The organism is Halorhabdus sp. SVX81 (genome assembly GCF_029207715.1).
In the GTDB taxonomy this organism is placed as follows: Archaea; Halobacteriota; Halobacteria; order Halobacteriales; family Haloarculaceae; genus Halorhabdus.
Window position 1 is genome coordinate 2,231,814 of sequence record NZ_CP104322.1, and the last position, 16,625, is coordinate 2,248,438.

General features: G+C 66.3%; 15 protein-coding genes. 6 read left to right on the forward strand and 9 right to left on the reverse strand.

The window, feature by feature from the left end:
* Positions 1 to 69 precede the first annotated feature (69 nt).
* Positions 70 to 1,719, forward strand: coding sequence for an NADH-quinone oxidoreductase subunit D (locus SVXhr_RS11120; RefSeq protein WP_275737264.1), 1,650 nt, complete (start codon positions 70 to 72; stop codon positions 1,717 to 1,719).
* 139 nt (positions 1,720 to 1,858) lie between these two features.
* Here SVXhr_RS11120 and SVXhr_RS11125 read toward each other — a convergent pair whose 3' ends face one another.
* The 8 genes from SVXhr_RS11125 to SVXhr_RS11160 form a co-directional block, all read right to left on the reverse strand.
* On the reverse strand, positions 1,859 to 3,289 hold the full coding sequence (locus SVXhr_RS11125; RefSeq protein ID WP_275737265.1) for an MATE family efflux transporter: 1,431 nt from the start codon (positions 3,287 to 3,289) through the stop codon (positions 1,859 to 1,861).
* 267 nt (positions 3,290 to 3,556) lie between these two features.
* Entirely contained in the window at positions 3,557 to 4,246 is a 690-nt protein-coding gene (locus tag SVXhr_RS11130; protein ID WP_275737266.1) for an urease accessory UreF family protein, read from the reverse strand.
* Entirely contained in the window at positions 4,243 to 4,920 is a 678-nt protein-coding gene (locus tag SVXhr_RS11135) for a hypothetical protein (RefSeq protein ID WP_275737267.1), read from the reverse strand. Before SVXhr_RS11135 ends, SVXhr_RS11130 begins: the two co-directional genes overlap by 4 nt.
* Positions 4,920 to 5,825 carry an urease accessory protein UreD gene (locus SVXhr_RS11140; protein WP_275737268.1) on the reverse strand — a complete coding sequence of 302 codons (906 nt, stop codon included), beginning with the start codon at positions 5,823 to 5,825 and terminating at the stop codon, positions 4,920 to 4,922. The genes SVXhr_RS11135 and SVXhr_RS11140 overlap by 1 nt, the downstream gene beginning before the upstream one ends.
* Positions 5,825 to 6,448 carry an urease accessory protein UreG gene (gene ureG, locus SVXhr_RS11145; protein ID WP_275737269.1) on the reverse strand — a complete coding sequence of 208 codons (624 nt, stop codon included), beginning with the start codon at positions 6,446 to 6,448 and terminating at the stop codon, positions 5,825 to 5,827. Before ureG ends, SVXhr_RS11140 begins: the two co-directional genes overlap by 1 nt.
* Positions 6,445 to 6,837, reverse strand: coding sequence for an urease subunit gamma (locus tag SVXhr_RS11150; protein ID WP_275737270.1), 393 nt, complete (start codon positions 6,835 to 6,837; stop codon positions 6,445 to 6,447). Before SVXhr_RS11150 ends, ureG begins: the two co-directional genes overlap by 4 nt.
* The gene (gene ureC, locus SVXhr_RS11155; protein WP_275737271.1) at positions 6,834 to 8,540 is read right to left on the reverse strand and encodes an urease subunit alpha; all 1,707 of its coding nucleotides are present in this window, start codon (positions 8,538 to 8,540) and stop codon (positions 6,834 to 6,836) included. The genes SVXhr_RS11150 and ureC overlap by 4 nt, the downstream gene beginning before the upstream one ends.
* Positions 8,533 to 8,922: an urease subunit beta gene (locus tag SVXhr_RS11160; protein WP_275737272.1), complete on the reverse strand. Its 390-nt coding sequence runs from the start codon at positions 8,920 to 8,922 to the stop codon at positions 8,533 to 8,535. Before SVXhr_RS11160 ends, ureC begins: the two co-directional genes overlap by 8 nt.
* A 409-nt stretch (positions 8,923 to 9,331) precedes the next feature.
* On the opposite strand from SVXhr_RS11160, the gene SVXhr_RS11165 reads away from it, so the two are divergent.
* From SVXhr_RS11165 to SVXhr_RS11185, 5 genes are read left to right on the forward strand one after another with little or no spacing between them, the layout of a single operon-like run.
* The gene (locus SVXhr_RS11165; RefSeq protein WP_275737273.1) at positions 9,332 to 10,618 is read left to right on the forward strand and encodes an urea ABC transporter substrate-binding protein; all 1,287 of its coding nucleotides are present in this window, start codon (positions 9,332 to 9,334) and stop codon (positions 10,616 to 10,618) included.
* A gap of 3 nt (positions 10,619 to 10,621) precedes the next feature.
* A complete protein-coding gene (gene urtB / locus SVXhr_RS11170) occupies positions 10,622 to 11,578 on the forward strand; it encodes an urea ABC transporter, permease protein UrtB (protein ID WP_275737274.1) in 957 nt (318 codons plus the stop codon).
* A 2-nt stretch (positions 11,579 to 11,580) separates the two neighbouring features.
* Positions 11,581 to 12,780, forward strand: a complete 1,200-nt coding sequence (locus SVXhr_RS11175; RefSeq protein WP_275737275.1) for an urea ABC transporter permease — start codon at positions 11,581 to 11,583, stop codon at positions 12,778 to 12,780.
* Positions 12,777 to 13,556 carry an ABC transporter ATP-binding protein gene (locus tag SVXhr_RS11180; RefSeq protein WP_275737276.1) on the forward strand — a complete coding sequence of 260 codons (780 nt, stop codon included), beginning with the start codon at positions 12,777 to 12,779 and terminating at the stop codon, positions 13,554 to 13,556. Before SVXhr_RS11175 ends, SVXhr_RS11180 begins: the two co-directional genes overlap by 4 nt.
* A 2-nt stretch (positions 13,557 to 13,558) precedes the next feature.
* Complete coding sequence (locus tag SVXhr_RS11185; protein WP_275737277.1) at positions 13,559 to 14,254, forward strand: ABC transporter ATP-binding protein; 696 nt, start codon at positions 13,559 to 13,561, stop codon at positions 14,252 to 14,254.
* A 5-nt stretch (positions 14,255 to 14,259) separates the two neighbouring features.
* Here the strand turns inward: SVXhr_RS11185 and hypF are convergent, their stop codons facing one another.
* The gene (hypF, locus tag SVXhr_RS11190) at positions 14,260 to 16,560 is read right to left on the reverse strand and encodes a carbamoyltransferase HypF (RefSeq protein WP_275737278.1); all 2,301 of its coding nucleotides are present in this window, start codon (positions 16,558 to 16,560) and stop codon (positions 14,260 to 14,262) included.
* Between the last annotated feature and the right edge of the window lie 65 nt (positions 16,561 to 16,625).

Here is a 16,625-nt window from a genome sequence, read left to right on the forward strand (position 1 = left end):
CCACCTGCACTTCAAGGGACTAGTGAATTCGGCAAAACCGGCTTTGCCTGAATGCCCCTTCGCCGGCATATGTGCGCCGTGCAGCGGACTGGTCGCGAGCGACGGGCGGACTGGGAGACAGTCGTCGAGGATCTCGATGGCGTGATCGACCGCGAGACCCACGAAAACGCGCCCGGAATCGTCGTCCGGGCCGATGCGGTCGCCGCCGTCCTCGAAGCGCTCCGTGACAGCGCCGGGTTCGACCACTGTGCCTGCGTCACGGGCCAGGAGTACGACGATCGCTTCGAGACGATCTATCACCTTCGGCGTTACGACGATCCGACTCGCGAGCTCAGCGTCGTCGTTCCGACGAGTGCCGAGAGCCCAGTGAGTCAGTCGGGCGCATCAGTGTACGAGACGGCCGACTGGCACGAGCGGGAGATCTATGATCTGCTGGGTATCGAGTACGAGGGGCACCCGGACCTCCGCCGAATTTTGCTCCCCGAGACCTGGCAGGGCCACCCGCTCCGGGAGGAATACGACCAGACCCAGTCACAGGTCGTAACCCATCGGGAGAACGTCAACCCGATCGCCGATGACCACCAGCAAGGTCCGGATACGATGTTGCTCAACATCGGCCCCCACCACCCCGCGACCCACGGTGTGCTCCACGTCCAGTTGACCCTCGACGGCGAGACAGTCGTCGACGCCGAACCCGACATCGGCTACATCCACCGCTGTGAGGAACAGATGTGCGAGCAAGGCACCTATCGCCATCAGATCATGCCCTACCCCGACCGGTGGGACTGGGGCGGTGGGGGGCTGCTCAACGAGTGGGCGTACGCCCGTTCAGCCGAGGACTTGGCGGACGTCGACGTCCCAGAGTACGCCCAGGTCCTGCGGACGATGAGCGCTGAACTCTCACGGATGCTGAGTCACTTCCTCGCAGTGGGTGCCTACGCGCTGGACGTGATCGGGGACTTCACGGCGACGTTCATGTACGCGATCGAGGACCGCGAACGGATCCAGAGCCTGCTGGAGGATCTGACCGGCCAGCGGCTCATGTTCAACTACTTCCGGCTCGGCGGTGTCGCCTGGGATCTACCCCAGCCACGCGATGCATTTCTGGAGAGTGTCCGGGAGTTCCTCGCCTACCTACCGGACCGCCTGGCCGAATACCACGACCTCCTCAGTGCCAACGAGATCCTCCAGTTGCGAACGCTCGACACGGGACATCTCGACCCCAACGTCGCGAAGTCCTACGGCGTCACGGGGCCAGTCGCACGGGGATCCGGGATCGACTACGACCTCCGGCGGGACGATCCCTACGGCTACTACGACGAACTCGACTGGTCGGTCGTCACCGAGGACGGCTGTGACAACTACGCACGCCTGCTGGTTCGGATGCGCGAACTCGAGGAGTCGGCGCGAATCGTCGAGCAATGTGTCGATCTGCTGGCGGACTGGCCGGAAAGCGATCGCTCTATCCAGTCGAACGTCCCCCGGACGCTGCGGCCCGAAGCCGACGCCGAGACCTACCAGGCTGTCGAGGCCGCAAAAGGCGAGCTTGGGATCTACATCCGTAGCGACGGCACGGACAAACCCGCGCGGTTCAAGATCCGCGGCCCCTCGTTCTCGAACCTCCAGGCCCTCCCCGAGATGGCCACCGGCGAGTACATCGCGGACTTCATAGCGACGCTCGGCAGTCTCGATACGATCATGGGGGAAGTCGATCGGTGAAACGGGGCCACACTCAACGCGCATCACAGATGTTCGCTCAACGAGGCCACGTCTGCAGGTACTCGAATGGCTTCTCCGTCGAGTGCGGTCACGTTGCGTCGGGTGGCTGATAAACCAGGGCGGAGGAGCGGAGATCCTCTCAGCCGGCGGCAGCACCCTCCGCTGACCCCTTGCTCTCCGTCCCTGACTCCTCGGCCTCGACGGCACTCTCGAACAGACCCCGCCGGCTGGTGTAGGCGAAATAGGCAAGCAGCCAGGTGGCGGCCGCGACGTTCGAGAGCGTGATTGCCCAGAAGACGGCCGTGACGTCGAAGGTGAGGACGTAGACGCCGACAATGGCAACCGGAACCCGCACCGCCCAGTACTGGGCCAGCGTCGAGACCATGCTGACCTGGGTCTCGCCCGCGCCGTTGAACCCGGCCTCGACGGTGTAGATCGCGCCCAGCGCCCAGTAGCCGTAGGCCAGGATCTGGAGATACGCGACGGTGTATGTGAGATCCGGCCCCGCCATCCCTGGCACGAAGACGTGTGCGATGAACTCGGGAAAGAGCCACTGGACGACGCCGAGGACGCCCAGGCCGACGGCAGCGATGGCGACGGCGATCCAGGTCGTCCGCCGGGCGCGTTCGAAGTGTGCGGCGCCGAGGTTCTGGCCGACAACGCTGGTCGCCGCCTGAGCGAGACCCTGGGCCGGAACGAAGACGACGGTCGCGACGCGTGAGCCGAGGTGGTAGGCCGCCAGGCCCGCCGCGCCGCCGGCGACGGAGACCACCGCGATCACGACGAGGCGGGCGAGTTGCCGACCGAGATTCTGGCCCGCGACCGGCGCGCCGACAGTGACGACCTCGCGAGCGGTCGCGAGGCGAGGTCTGACAGCGTCGGCGGTGAGCCGGAACCCCTCCCGACCGCGGAGGACGACCGCGATGGCGACCAGTGCACCGACGCCGTAGCCGATACCCGTCGCAAGTGCCGCGCCGAACACTTCCAGGCGTGGGAACGGGCCATACCCGAGGATGAGCAGCGGATCCACCACGACGTTGACGAGGATCGCGACGGCGTTGACGTACAGCGCGATCCGCGTCTGGCCCCAACCGGTGAAGCCGGCCTCGAGGGTGTCCGACAGCGACGTGGTGAAGAGGGCGGGGATGTAAGCCGTCAGGTACGCGACCGCGTACGTCGCGATCTGGGCCTCGTCAGTGAAACGATCGACGATCGGTTCGGCCCCGACGAGGACGGCAACGCCGACGACGGCAGCGAGGGGCATCGCGAGGGCAGCACCGGTAAACGGCACCCGCCGGGCGGCCGCTTCGTCGCCAGCTCCGACGCGCTGGGAGGTGATGACCTGCGTCCCGGTGAAGAGCATCATGAACGGGACCAACAGCAGACCGACGAAAACGGCGGCGAGGCCGACCGCGGCGACGGCCGTCCCGCCCAGCCGCCCCACCCAGAACAGGTCGACGACTTCCTGGGCGACTAGCGCGAAGTTCTGGACGACCAGCGGCGCAGCGAGCACGACCAGCACGCGCGAGAGCGACCCGCTGACGATGTCCTCCCGTGAGGCATCAAGCATGGGATGGTGACTCTCCTCCCGCATATGTTAAATATCCATTGTTTGTGTAGTGTTGACAAAACGCGATCCAAAATCGCCGACAGTGCACGACTCGGACGTGGGTCGCCGGTGGTCGAAGTGGGCACGGACAGATCGCGATCCGCACTACAACGATGTCGATCGGGAGGTAATTCCGGGGAGGATACCGCAGTGAAAGACGAGAGTCGGTCACAGCGAGGACAGTGTCGGAGGACCACTGGACGCCCGGTGAAGCGGAGTATGGCACGATCAGCTCAGAAACAGCCGCCGATCGGCGTCTTCGTGACGTGCCGCCGCGGTCTCAATGCCGGGCGTGAACGACTGGAGGTCGGCAGCCGATCGCTCGGCGCTGGTGGCCACAGCCCGGGTCATGGCCGGACGAAGGTCGACGAGCAGCCGCTGGAGATCGGTGTGGCCGACCGTGAGCAACCGCTGGGCGGCCTGGAGTTGACTCGCGACGAACGCGTGGACGAAGGCCCCAGCCGCTTGGCGGCCATCGAGCCCTTCGACGGCCGCCACGAGCCCGAACGCTGCGGGATGGGTCCCGGGAGCGGCCGCGTCGTCGACACGCGCTGCGTACGTCGAGATGCGGTCGTCTGCCAGCGTTTCCCGGGAGAGATCCAGAAGCCGACGACCGGACGCACGAGTACTCTCGCGAAACTCCGCCGGCAGCGTCACAGCGAGTACTCGCCGGTCGATCTCGACGACGCGGTCGAGATCCCCGGCTCCTGCCGCTTGTCGGGCGGCCCGAACGGCGACGGCATCACAGACTGCGAGTTGTCGAGCCAGGACCGTCTCGAGGAGTTGGCGGAGATCGGCGGCGTCGGTCACGCGGTCCTCGGCCACAAGCTGTTCGAGCCCATACGACAGCGAGTCACTGCCGGTCGGCAGCATCGAGTCGGCCAGCCGCATCGCGGCGAACGCGGGGCCGTCGCTCATCCGGACCCCCCTGTGTCGTCGAACCGACCGCTCCCGGTCGCGTCGTGGCCGTGCTCGTGTGCCGATCCGTGAGCGTGCTCGTGCGCGGGGCCGTGGGCGTGTTCGTGCCCCGATCCGTGCGCGTGGCCGTTCGGTTCGTGCTCGTGGGTCGATCCCCGGTCGCGGTCTCCGGAAGCGTGCGCGTGATCGGGACTCGAGTGGCTGTGTTCCGGTGGGTCCGACTCGTCGAACAGGGTCGGATCGACCGTACGGCGAGTCACCTCGGCGCCATCCGGGAGCCGCGCACGGATCGCATCGGCGATGGGACGGTCGGCTTCGACAGGGACGAACGCCGTTGCACCCTCAACCACGAGATCGTAGTGGCGGTTCCCGAGAAAGTGCCCCAGTTCGAGGAGACACCCGTGGGTCCCGCCGTCGTCCGCGAGGGCACTCACGTCGATCGCCAGTGCCGGCCGATCCTCGAACGCGATGGCGATGGCGCGGTCGTCGTCGGCGTAGACGACATCGCCCGCCTCGACGCTGGTGTCACCGAGCACCAGCCCGACGTCCGTGCCGGCATCGGTCGTCGTTCGGACGCGCGATCGCTTGCGTTCGGCGTCGCTCAACCGGACGTATTCGATCGTGCGGTCGTCGAACGCCGCGATCGAGCCGACGACCGTTTCGGCGACGATCATCAGTACTTTCTGAGCGCCGGCGCGGGAACGCCGAGCAGTCGCTGCCGTGCGCCGTCCCAGGCGTCGTGCAGCGCGTCGGTCACCGATTCGGTACTGTCCCCAACTACCCGCACCCAGGAACCGGCGTCGTTGGGGAGCGTCGAGACGCCGGCCTCGGGATCGCAATCGGCGACCCGGTTGGCCATCGCGTCGGCGAGGGATGCGGCCGGACACTCGGTCGTCGTGACGGCATACAGCGTCCCGAAGACATCGCCGCTGAGGACGCCGGTCGTCCGCGGTCCGGCTCCATCGTCGCCTGGCGAAAGGGTGAGCCGATCGGCGAACAGCCGCCCGTCCGGCCCGCTGGCCTCGACTCCGGCGGCGTAACGATCGAACTCGAAGGCCTCGCCGCGGGCAAGTCGGCCGGGGACGATCACCTCGCCGACGACCGCCGTGGCCGCCGATCCCAACTCGATCGTCAGCGACTGGGTGTACCTCGCGTCCGGGTAGAGAATCGTCGCCCCCGGGACGTATTCGAGATGGGTGCCGTCCCCGGCTGCCACTTCGATCTCCGCCCGGGCGAAATTGTGCGTCATCGACTGGACTTTCGTCGCGCTCTGGGTCGAGACCAGCGCGGTCGCGCCCTGACGGGCGCGGATCGAGACGTCGTGTCGGTCGCCCTGGGCGACGCCGCCGGTCGGCGACTGGACGTAGACGGCCGTCCCGTCCGCCGGCGGTGCGTGATCGAGCGTCCCCGAGACGTGAAAGGGGACGCGCGCGAAGTCGCGCTGGAGAACCGTTTCGCCGTCGGCGTCGGTCCCGAACGTGAGTTCTAGTCGGCCGTCCTTGCCCGGCGACCCCACGGCCGCCTGGGGGACCGCCTCGCCGGCGTACTGCTCGAACCCGCGGGGAACGTCAGCGGCCATCAGGCGAACAACACCTCCTCGGAGAGGTACTCGCGGACCTGCGCGATGCCGTCGCCGTCCTTGCAGTTGGTGAACACGGTCGGCCCCTCCCGGACGCGGTCGGCGTCGGCGGCCATGACGTCGAGGTCAGCACCGACGTGGGGGGCCAGATCGGTCTTGTTGATCACCAGCAGGTCGGCATCGACGACGCCCGGGCCGCGTTTGCGCGGGATGTCCTCGCCCTCCGCCGCCGAGATGACGAACGCATAGTAGTCGGCCAGTTCGGGATCGAACGTCGCCCCGAGATTGTCCCCGCCGCTCTCGACGATCACGACGTCCAGGTCCGGATGCGAGTCGAGAAAGGCGTCGATCTGTTCGAGGTTCATCGAGGGGTCCTCGCGGATACCCGTATGCGGGCACGCGCCGGTTTCGACCCCGGCGACCAGCTCGTCCGGGACGATCCCGGCGAAGCGCTCCCGAAGCGCGTCGGCGTCCTCCTGGGTGAGGATGTCGTTGGCGATGACGCCCACGTCGAGGCCGGCCTCGCGCAGGCGGGGAACGAGATCGGCGATCAGCGAGGTTTTGCCCGAGCCGACCGGCCCGCCGATCCCGACCGTCGCCACGTCGCGGTGGGTCGGACTCATGGCTGGAACCCCCCTGGTGGATCGTTCGTCCCGGTCGTGGCCCCGCCGTCGGTGACCGCCTCGCCCGTATCCTCGGCAGTCCCGTCCGACCGGACGGGGTCGTGGACTGTGACCAGTTTCGTCCCGTCGGGGAAGACCGGCTCGACCTGGATCATGTCGATCATCTCGGGGACGCCGGCCATGACGTCCCCCGGATCGAGCAACTGGGCCGCGCCCGATCGGATCTCGGCGACGCTGTCGCCCTCACGGGCGCGTTCGATACACCAGTCCGAGATGTACGCGACGGCCTCGGGGTGGTTCAGCGCGACGCCGCGGTCCTTGCGCCGGCGCGCGAGCTCTGCGGCCATGAAGATCGTCAACCGTTCTCGTTCCTTTGGCGTGAGGTTCATAGCAGGTACCGTTGTGCGAGCGGGAGTTCGGAACTCGGTTCGCAGGTCACGTTCTCGCCGTCGATGCGGACGTCGAAGGTTTCGGGGTCCACCTCGATGTCGGCCGGACAGTAGGCGTTGTAGTGCATGTCGTCCTTGCCGACCGAGCGGGTCCCGGAGACCGGGACGACCCGTGAATCGAGGTCGTATTCCTCCCCGACGCCGGCCTCGTGTGCGGCACCGCTGACGAACGTCAGCGACAGCGCCTGTTTCGCCCGGCCGACGGCCCCCGCACGAGGCCGTTGGACGATGGGCTCACAGGTCATCAGCGACCCGTTGGCCTCGCCCATCGCCGAGGAGACCGGGAATCCACCCTTGAACGTCATCTGTGGTTTGATCCCGAAGGAGTCGGGCTCCCAAAGCACGACATCCGCCAGCTTTCCCGGTTCGAGCGTCCCCACGTACGTGTCGATACCCGCCGAGATGGCGGGGTTGATCGTGTACTTCGCCAGGTAGCGCTTGATCCGGTGGTTGTCCCCCGACTCGCCTTCGTCCTCGGGCAGGGGACCGCGCTGGTCTTTCATCTTCGAGGCCGTCTGCCAGGTTCGGGGAACGAGTTCGGCCATCCGGCCCATCGCCTGGGAGTCGGTGGTCATCATCGAAATCGCACCCATGTCGTGGAGGACGTCCTCGGCGGCGATGGTCTCGGGCCGAATACGTGACTCCGCGAAGGCCACGTCCTCGGGGACATCCCGATCGAGGTGGTGACAGACCATCACCATGTCGAGGTGTTCGTCGAACGTGTTCTCGGTGTAGGGCATCGAGGGGTTCGTCGAGGAGGGAAGCATGTTCGATTGGCCGACCAGTTCCATGATGTCCGGCGCGTGTCCGCCGCCCGCACCCTCGATGTGAAAGAGGTGCATCGTCCGGCCGTCGACCGCAGCCATCGTGTTCTCGACGAATCCGGCTTCGTTGAGCGTATCAGTGTGCATACAGACCTGTAAGTCCGCACGCTCGGCGACCGACAGGCAGGTGTCGATCGCTTCGGGGGTCGATCCCCAGTCCTCGTGGAGTTTGAGCCCACAGACACCCGCCTCGACCTGCTCGCGGAGGGCGTCGGGATCCGAGGCGTTGCCCTTGCCGTAAAAGCCGACGTTGACCGGCCAGGCCTCGGCGGCCTGCAGGAAGCGCGCGACGTTCGTCGGGCCGGGCGTACAGGTGGTCGCGCCGCCGCCGAAGCCACCGCCCAGCATCGTCGTGATGCCCGACGCCAGCGCGTGCTCGTGCAGCTGTGCGGAGTTGAAGTGGACGTGAATGTCAAGCGCTCCCGGCGTGGCGATCATCCCCTCGGCGGGGTAGACGTCCGTCGAGGGGCCGACGACCATGTCGACGCCGTCCATCGTGTCGGGGTTGCCGGCCTTGCCGACGCCGGCGATTTCGCCGTTCCGGATGCCGATGTCCGCGGCGACGACGCCCAGGACCGGGTCGAGGATCGTCGGATTGGTGATGACCCAGTCGAGTGCGCCCGCCGACTGCGTGACGCTGGCGGTCATACCCTGGCCGTCCCGGAGTGTCTTCCCGCCGCCGAAGACGGCCTCGTCGCCGGGCGTCCGGCGGTCCGCCTCGACGGTCGCGAACAGCGCGGTGTCGCCCAGCCGAACCTGATCGCCCGTCGTGGGGCCGTAGAGGTCGGCGTACGCGTCCCGATCGATGTCCTTACTCATGGTCCGCCCCGTCGATCCCAAACCCGGCCGCCCGAGCGCGTTCGAGCGCCCGGTCGGTGCCGCTTTCGACGCTGCCGTTCGTCAGGCCGTTCATCCCGTAGACACGGCGCTTCCCGCCGATAGCGACGAGTTCGACCGTTTTGGACTCGCCGGGCTCGAACCGGACGGCCGTGCCCGCCGGGATATTCAACCGCATACCGTAGGCCGCCCGCCGGTCGAATGCAAGGGCCGCGTTGGCCTCGAAGACGTGGAAGTGCGAGCCGACCTGGACCGGGCGATCGCCGGTGTTGGCGACCGTGACACGCCGGGTTTCCCGACCCTCGTTGATCGTCACCGACCCCTCGCCGGTGCGCACTTCACCCGGAACGACGGTATCGGTCATGCCCCTGTCACCGCCATTGTCGTGACGTTCGTCCAGTTATGTCGCATATATCGAGACAGAAGTCCAGCTATCGATAAGATACCTCTATCGAACAAAAATTGCCGTTCCGCGAACCGGGAAGCTGACACTCGGGCACACTTCGCCACCCCAACCTCACAATTGCCCATCACATCTCCCGTACTGCGTTCGCAATTTTGGATATGCCTATTTTTGCGTGAAAATATAATCCCCTTATATTGTTGCCAGTTACATCTATATTACTGGGGTAAAGTTTTAGTGGACTACCCAATACCGGACGATTGTCGATATATGATCGAAGAACATTCCAAGATTTCGCGTTTGGGCGCGAGAGAGCCGTCGGATATCGAGTTATCCTTCCGTTTCGGCAGTGATTCCGGGGGAGATTCGGATGAATGAGCGACCGTCGGTCGGCCGCCGGGAGTTCCTCGCGGGGATGGGGACGGCGGGTGTAGCCAGTCTCGCGGGGTGTGGTGGAATCCTCGGCGGGAGTGGCGGGTCGGACACCGTCAAGATCGGTGTCCTCGAGGATCGGTCGGGGAACTTCGCGCTGAACGGGACGCCCAAGTGGCGGGCCTCGAAGCTCGCGATCGACGAAATCAACGACGAGGGCGGGATCGACGGCAAGGAGATCGAGCTGTTCGATCCGGACCCCCAGTCCGACGACACGCGTTACGCGCAACTCACCAAGCGGTTGATCAACCAGAACGACGTCGACGTGCTGTGGGCGGGCTACGCCTCCAAGACCAGGGAGACGATCCGGCCGACCATCGACAGCAACGAACAGCTGTACTTCTACACCACCCAGTACGAGGGCGGCGTCGCCGACGAGTACACCTTCTGTATGGGGGCAACGGCCCGCCAGCAACTGGGCAGCGTCGTGCCCTACATGATCGAGAACTTCGGCGACCGGATCTACACGATCGCAGCCGACTACAACTTCGGTCAACTGTCGGCCGACTGGGTGAAGGTCATCGCCGACGAGAACGGTGGGGAGGTCATCGGCGAGGAGTTCATCCCGCTGTCGGTGTCGAACTTCGGATCGACGATCAGCGACATCCAGGAAGCCGACCCGGACTTCGTGATGGCGCTTTTGGTCGGGAAAAACCACTCGTCGTTCTGGAATCAGCGGACCTCCGCCGGACTGGACATCCCGATGGGCACCTCGACAGTCATGGCCCAGGGCTACCAGCACCAGCGGCTCGATCCGCCCGCTCTCGAGAACGTTTACGGCGGGTTCAACTACATGGAGGAGGTCCCGACCGACCGCAACCAGGACTTCGTCGACCGCTACTACGAGAAGTACGGCGACGACGCCGCCTACATCAACGAGGAGGCCGTCAACAACTACGTCTCGACGTACCTCTACAAACAGGCCGTCGAGGAGGCCGGGACGCTCGACCAGGCGGAAGTCATCGCCACCTTGGAGGAGGGGATGGAGGTCACCGGCGACCAGTCCCCGGAGGGCGACATCAGCCTGCAGGGCGACGTCCACCACATGACCCACAACATGCGGGTCATGCGGTGTGATGCCGATCACAACATCACGGTCGAGGACACCCGGAAGATACCCGAACAGTTCCTCACCGAGACCGTCGACATCGATCTCAGCGGGGACGACGACGGCATGACCAAGCAGTTCACGCCCGTCGATTACTTCCCCGAAGCAGGAGGGTGACCGATGACGACAGGGAGCCCCGCGCTGATCGCCCAAAGCGGCTCCGCCGGCACCGTCGAGACGGTCCTGAAGACGCTTGATGGGGCCGGTGTGCCGATCGAACTCCTCCTGCAGATCGCCGACAGCTTCGCGTACATCACGCTCGCGGCGATCGGTCTCGCCGTCATTTTCGGCATGGTCGGCGTGATCAACCTCGCCCACGGCGAGTTCATCCTGATCGGCGCCTACGCGACGACGCTGTCGGTCAACGTCTACGGCCTGCCGCTGCCGATTGCGATGGTGTTCGGCAGCCTCCTGACGGGCCTGTTCGGGATCGTCGTCGAGCGGACGATCGTTCGTCGGCTCTACGGGCGGTTGCTCGACACGATGATCGCCACCTTCGGACTCGGGTTGATCATCACCCAGGGCGTCCGGATCGTCTACGGGAACACCATCGACTCGGTGTCGACGCCGTTCGGTGCGGTGCCCGGGTACACCTACTCGGCCTACCGGGTCTTCCTCGCGGTCGTCGCGATCGCGGTCCTGGTGGCAATCTACCTGCTGTTTACCCGGACGGAGTTCGGGGTCAAGGCCCGGGCCACCATCCAGGACCCCGACACCGCCCGGGCCATGGGCGTCGACACCGATCGGATGTACATGCTGACGTTCGGGCTCGGGTCGGCGCTGGCGGGCCTGACCGGCGCGCTGTACGCCCCGATGGAGTCGATGGTCCCCTCGATGGGCAACGGCTACCTCGTCGAGTCCTTCGTCGCGGTCGTCGTCGGCGGCTCCTCGGCGCTCGTGGGCACGCTCTCGGCCGGCGGCCTCCTGGGGACGATCCGTGGCGTCTTCGCCAGCGAGTTCGGCACCTTCGTCGCGAAGATGGCCTTGCTCGCGACGGCGATCCTCGTCATCCGGTTCCTCCCGGGCGGACTGTCCGGGCTGTACGATAGCCTGACCGATCGGGTGCAGGAGGAATGACGATGCCCGAATTCGATTTCGTTCCCGAGAAGCTGGATCGACTTCGCGACCAGTTGAGCGGGCCGAACACGGTCGGGGAAACGCCGGCCTTCTGGCGGACGTTCCTCGTCGCCGTGGCGGTGTTTGCCAGCCTCCCGTTCCTGCTTGGAAGCTACGGCGCAAACCAGTTCGCGCTGTTTATGGCCTATGGCCTGCTGGCGCTCTCGCTGACGATCGTCTGGGGGTACGCCGGTATCCTGAGCTTCGGCCAGATCGCCTTTCTGGGGATCGCCGGCTACACCTACGCGCTGGTGAGTCTCAACGTCGGCGGCGCGCTCGGGGCGACGGTCGCGATCCCCGCCGCCGTCCTCGCGGCGACGGTGTCTGCGTTCGTCCTCGGATACTTCATGTTCTACGGCGACGTCCGGGACGTCTACGTCGCGATCATGACGCTGGTCGTGACCCTGGTGATCGGAACGTTCCTCGGCCGAACCGCCGGCGACGGCTGGACGATCGGAAGCGTCCCGCTCGGCGGAGCCAACGGGATACCCGGCCTCCCGGATCTGACGATCGGGATCGGCGACGTCGCCGTGGTCTTCAGCGGGACGATGTACTACTGGATCACCCTCGTGGTCGTCCTCGGCACCTATCTTGGCCTGCGGGTGCTGGTCAACGGCCGCCTGGGGTACGCGCTGGTGGCGATCCGCGAGGACGAGGACCGCGCCGAGATGCTCGGATACGACGTGCGCCGGCTCAAACTGCTGGTGTTTACGTTCTCCGGGACACTTGCGGGAGTCGCAGGCGTGTTCTACGTCACGTATTTCAACATCGTCAACCCCGAGCCCTTTACGCTGCTGTGGGCGACCTACCCGGTGCTGTGGGTGACCTTCGGCGGGCGGGAAACGCTGACCGGCGCGCTCGTCGGGGCGATCTCGATCGAGTGGATCCGACTCACGCTGTCCCGGACCGTGCCCGAGTTCGCGATCGTCTTCGTCGGCGCGATCCTGCTCGTCTCGGTCCTGTTGGTGCCCCGCGGTGTCGTTCCCGGTATCCGGGACAGTTACGCCTTCTTCGAGAGGCGCGGACTCAGAGACGGCGTCGTCGTCGGTGGACGGCGGATCGCGGCCGGTCTCCGCAGACGGTTGCGGGCAGTCGGAGCCCGGGTTCGCGGGACGCTCCCGGACGCCATCGAGTCCCAGTCCCCGGAGGTGAGTCGCGAATGAGTTCGACTGACAGTAGCGACCCGTCGATCCGGAAGACGCCCGCCGGCGAGGCGACCGGACCGGACACCGACGCTATCCTCCAGACCGAGGGGCTCACCAAGCACTTCGGCGGGTTCACCGCCATCGACGGGGTCGACTTCGGTATCGACGCCGGGCAACTGCGCTGTCTGATCGGTCCCAACGGGGCCGGGAAGTCCACGCTGCTGAAGTTGATCACGGGTCGACACGACGCCAGCGAGGGTCGGATCTTCTTCGACGGCCAGGAGATCACCGATGTCGTCCCGCACGCCCGCGTCGACCGGGGTATCGGCATGAAGTTCCAGGTGCCAAGCGTCTTCGAGTCGTTTACGGCCGCCCAGAACATGCGCCTGCCGCTCCAGCGCGGCGAGGAGGACGACCTCGGGGCGGCGATCGACGAGCGCCTCGGTCGCGTCGGCCTTCGGAACGTGGCCGAGACGCGCGCGGGCGAACTCTCCCACGGCGAGCAACAGCGCCTGGAGATCGGGATGGCCGCCGCGCTCGACCCCGATCTACTCTTGCTGGATGAACCTGTCGCCGGCCTCTCGATCGAGGAGCGCCGGGACGTGGCCGAGCTCGTCACCTCGCTGAACGACGACGGCATCGCCTTCGTCGTGATCGAACACGACATCGACTTCGTCGCCCGGATCGCCGACGAGGTGACGGTGCTCCACCAGGGGCGGATCTTCCGGGAAGGACCGATCGAGGACATCCGGGCCGATCCGGACGTGCGGCGTATCTACCTCGGCGGTGATTGACCATGTTAACATGTAACTCACTCACAGTCGCCTACGACGCGACCCCGATCCTGCGAAACGTCGACCTGACCGTCGAAGACGGCGAGATCGTCGGCATCATCGGCAAGAACGGTGCGGGCAAAACCACACTGCTGAAGGCGATCATCGGGTTGCTGGATGCGCGCTCGGGAACCATCGAGTACCGCGGGACGCCGGTGGGCAGGCTGACGCCGGACGAACGGGCGGCCCGTGGCATCGGGTACATCCCACAGGGCCGGGATGTCTTCCCCGAGTTGACCGTCGAGCAAAACCTCGTCGTCGGGGAGTCGATCAACGACGGCGCGGAAAGTCGCTACGAAGCCGTCTACGACTATTTCCCCGTTCTCGAAGAGCGGGCCGACCAGGCCGCGGGGACGCTCAGCGGCGGCCAGCGTCAGATGCTCGCCATCGGGCGGGCGCTGGTTGGCAACCCGGATCTCCTCCTGCTCGACGAACCATCCGAGGGGGTCCAGCCGTCGATCGTCGAGCAGATCAGCGAGGACATGCGGGCGATCAACGCTGACCTCGGCACGACGATCCTCTTCGTCGAACAGAACCTCGGCGTCATCCAGTCGATGGCCGACCGCTGTTACGCGATGGAACGGGGGACCATCGCCGACGAACTCGACGGCGCGGCCGTCGAAGACGAGGACACCGTCGCCTCCTATCTGGCAGTCTGAATCGCCTATCGGGGTTCACGCGCGGCGGTCACCGCCACCTGCCCGTAGGCGATCCCGCCGTCGCCGGGCGGGACGCGGTCGTGGCCGAGGAAGTCCAGCCCGGCCGCCTCGACGCGCTCGCGGACCGTCCGCGTGATCGCGTCGTTGTACGCGACGCCGCCGGTAAACCCGACAGCGTCGACCCCACGATCCGCGGCGACCGCGACGGACAGCTCGGCCAGTCCACGTGCCAGCGCCCACTGGGCAGTCGCGGCCACGTCGGCGATCGGGTGATCGTCGGCCATAGCGTCGAGGTCACGAACGAGCTGTCGGGTGTCGAGCACTCGATTACCGTCCCGCGTCGCGTACGGAATATCGTAGTCGAGGACGGCACCGTCGACCGCCGCACTTTCGAGTTTCATCGCCGGTTCACCTTCGTAGCTGCGCTCGGTGCAAACGCCGAGAAGCGCACTCACCGCGTCGAGCAATCGCCCTGCACTGGTCGTCGTCGGGGAATTGATGTCCTGTTCGACCTGTTTCCGGACGGTCGCCGCCTCGCCAGCCGTCTCGACCGTACCGCGCTCAAGGAGCAACTCGTCGATCCGGTCGTCGTCATCGAGCAGACTCGCCAGGATGCGAGCCGGCCGTTCGATCGCGGCCGTCCCACCGGGGAGTTCGAACGCCGAGAGGCCGCCGACGCGATCGTGATCCGCGAGGGTGGCGTCCAGCACTTCACCGCCCCAGATCGACCCGTCCGGGCCGTAGCCTGTCCCGTCAGCGGCGATCACGATTGCGCGCTTGCGCTCGCGCTCGGCCAGCAAGCTAGCGGCGTGAGCGTGATGATGCTGGACCTGAATCGGTCCCGCCATTCCCTCACGGTCGGCGTATGCTCCCGCTTCCTGGGTCGTCAGGAAATCGGGGTGGGCGTCACAGGCCACCACGTCGGGGTCAGTACCGAGCAGGTCTCGCAGATGGGAGACGGTCTCTCGGAGATATTCGACCGTTTCGGGGTTGTCGACGTCGCCGATATACTGCGAGGGGACGACCGCACCGTCCTGGGTCAGCGCGACGGTTGCGTCGAACTCCGCCCCGAGAGCGAGCACGTCGTGGGCCGTCTCGGTCGAGGACGGCAGCGGGAGCGACTCTGGGACCCACCCGCGCGACCGCCGGACGAACCGCCGCTCGCCCCCGGCAAACCGAGCCACGCTGTCGTCACACCGCATCACGATCTCACGGTCGTGGACGAGGGCGGCGTCGATCACGCCATCGAGATCGGCGAGGATCGACTCACGGTCGGTCGCCATCGGCACGCCGGGCATGTTGGCGCTGGTCATCACCAGCGGGCCCTCGACGTGATCGAAAAGGCGGTGATGCAATCCGGAGTACGGCAGCATGACGCCGACGGTGTGCAGTCCCGGTGAGACGGTGTCAAACCAACCCGGTCGATTTTCTCGCCGTCCATCGAGCAGCAGGATCGGCCGGCGCGTGTCTTCGAGCGCGTCGCGTTCGGTATCCGAGACCTGGGCGACGGACTCTACCGCCTCCAGATCGGGGGCCATCAGCGCGAAGGGCTTCTCGGGACGGCCCGTTCGTTCGCGCAACGTCTCGACGACGGCCGGGTCGGTCGCGTCACAGGCCAGGTGGGTCCCACCGATCCCCTTGATCGCTACCAGTTCGCCGTCGGCAAGTCGCTGGCCAGCCCGCTCGATGGCGTCGTCACCGTCGGCGCGGGCATTCCCGTCGCCGTCGAGCAGCGAGAGCGTCGGCCCACACTCGGGACAGGCGATCGTCTGGGCGTGGTATCGGCGGTCGCTCGGTTCCTCGTAGTCCGCCCGGCACTGGCCACACATCGGAAAGTCGTCCATCGACGTGGTTGGACGGTCATAGGGCAACTCCCGGATGACCGTATATCGTGGGCCACAGTCCACGCAGGCGGTCGCCCAGTAGCCGTGAAACCGGGAATCGGGATCACGCAGGTCTTCGAGACAGCTGTCACACATTGCCGTGTCTGGCGGAATCGTCCCCGCTCCCCCCGTCGAGTCGGTCGAAGCGACGATCTCGAACCTGTCGAGACCCGCCGGCTCGCCGTCTTCGACAGTCACATCCTCGATTCGGGCCAGCGGCGGCGGATCCGTCCGGAGGGTCGCGAGGAACGCGTCGATGCCCGACTGGGGGCCCTCCAGAACGATCGTAACCCGTCCGTCGCCGGTGTTTTTCACCTGACCCGCGAGGTCATTGTCGGTCGCCGTCCGATAGACGAACGGGCGAAATCCCACACCCTGGACGACGCCTGTCACCGAGACGACCGCTCGCGTCCGTTCGCTCATTAGGTCGTAGGCAGCAGTCCGCAGTGTTGAATCTGCCGACCGGAGTTCAATGCGCTTAACTCGCC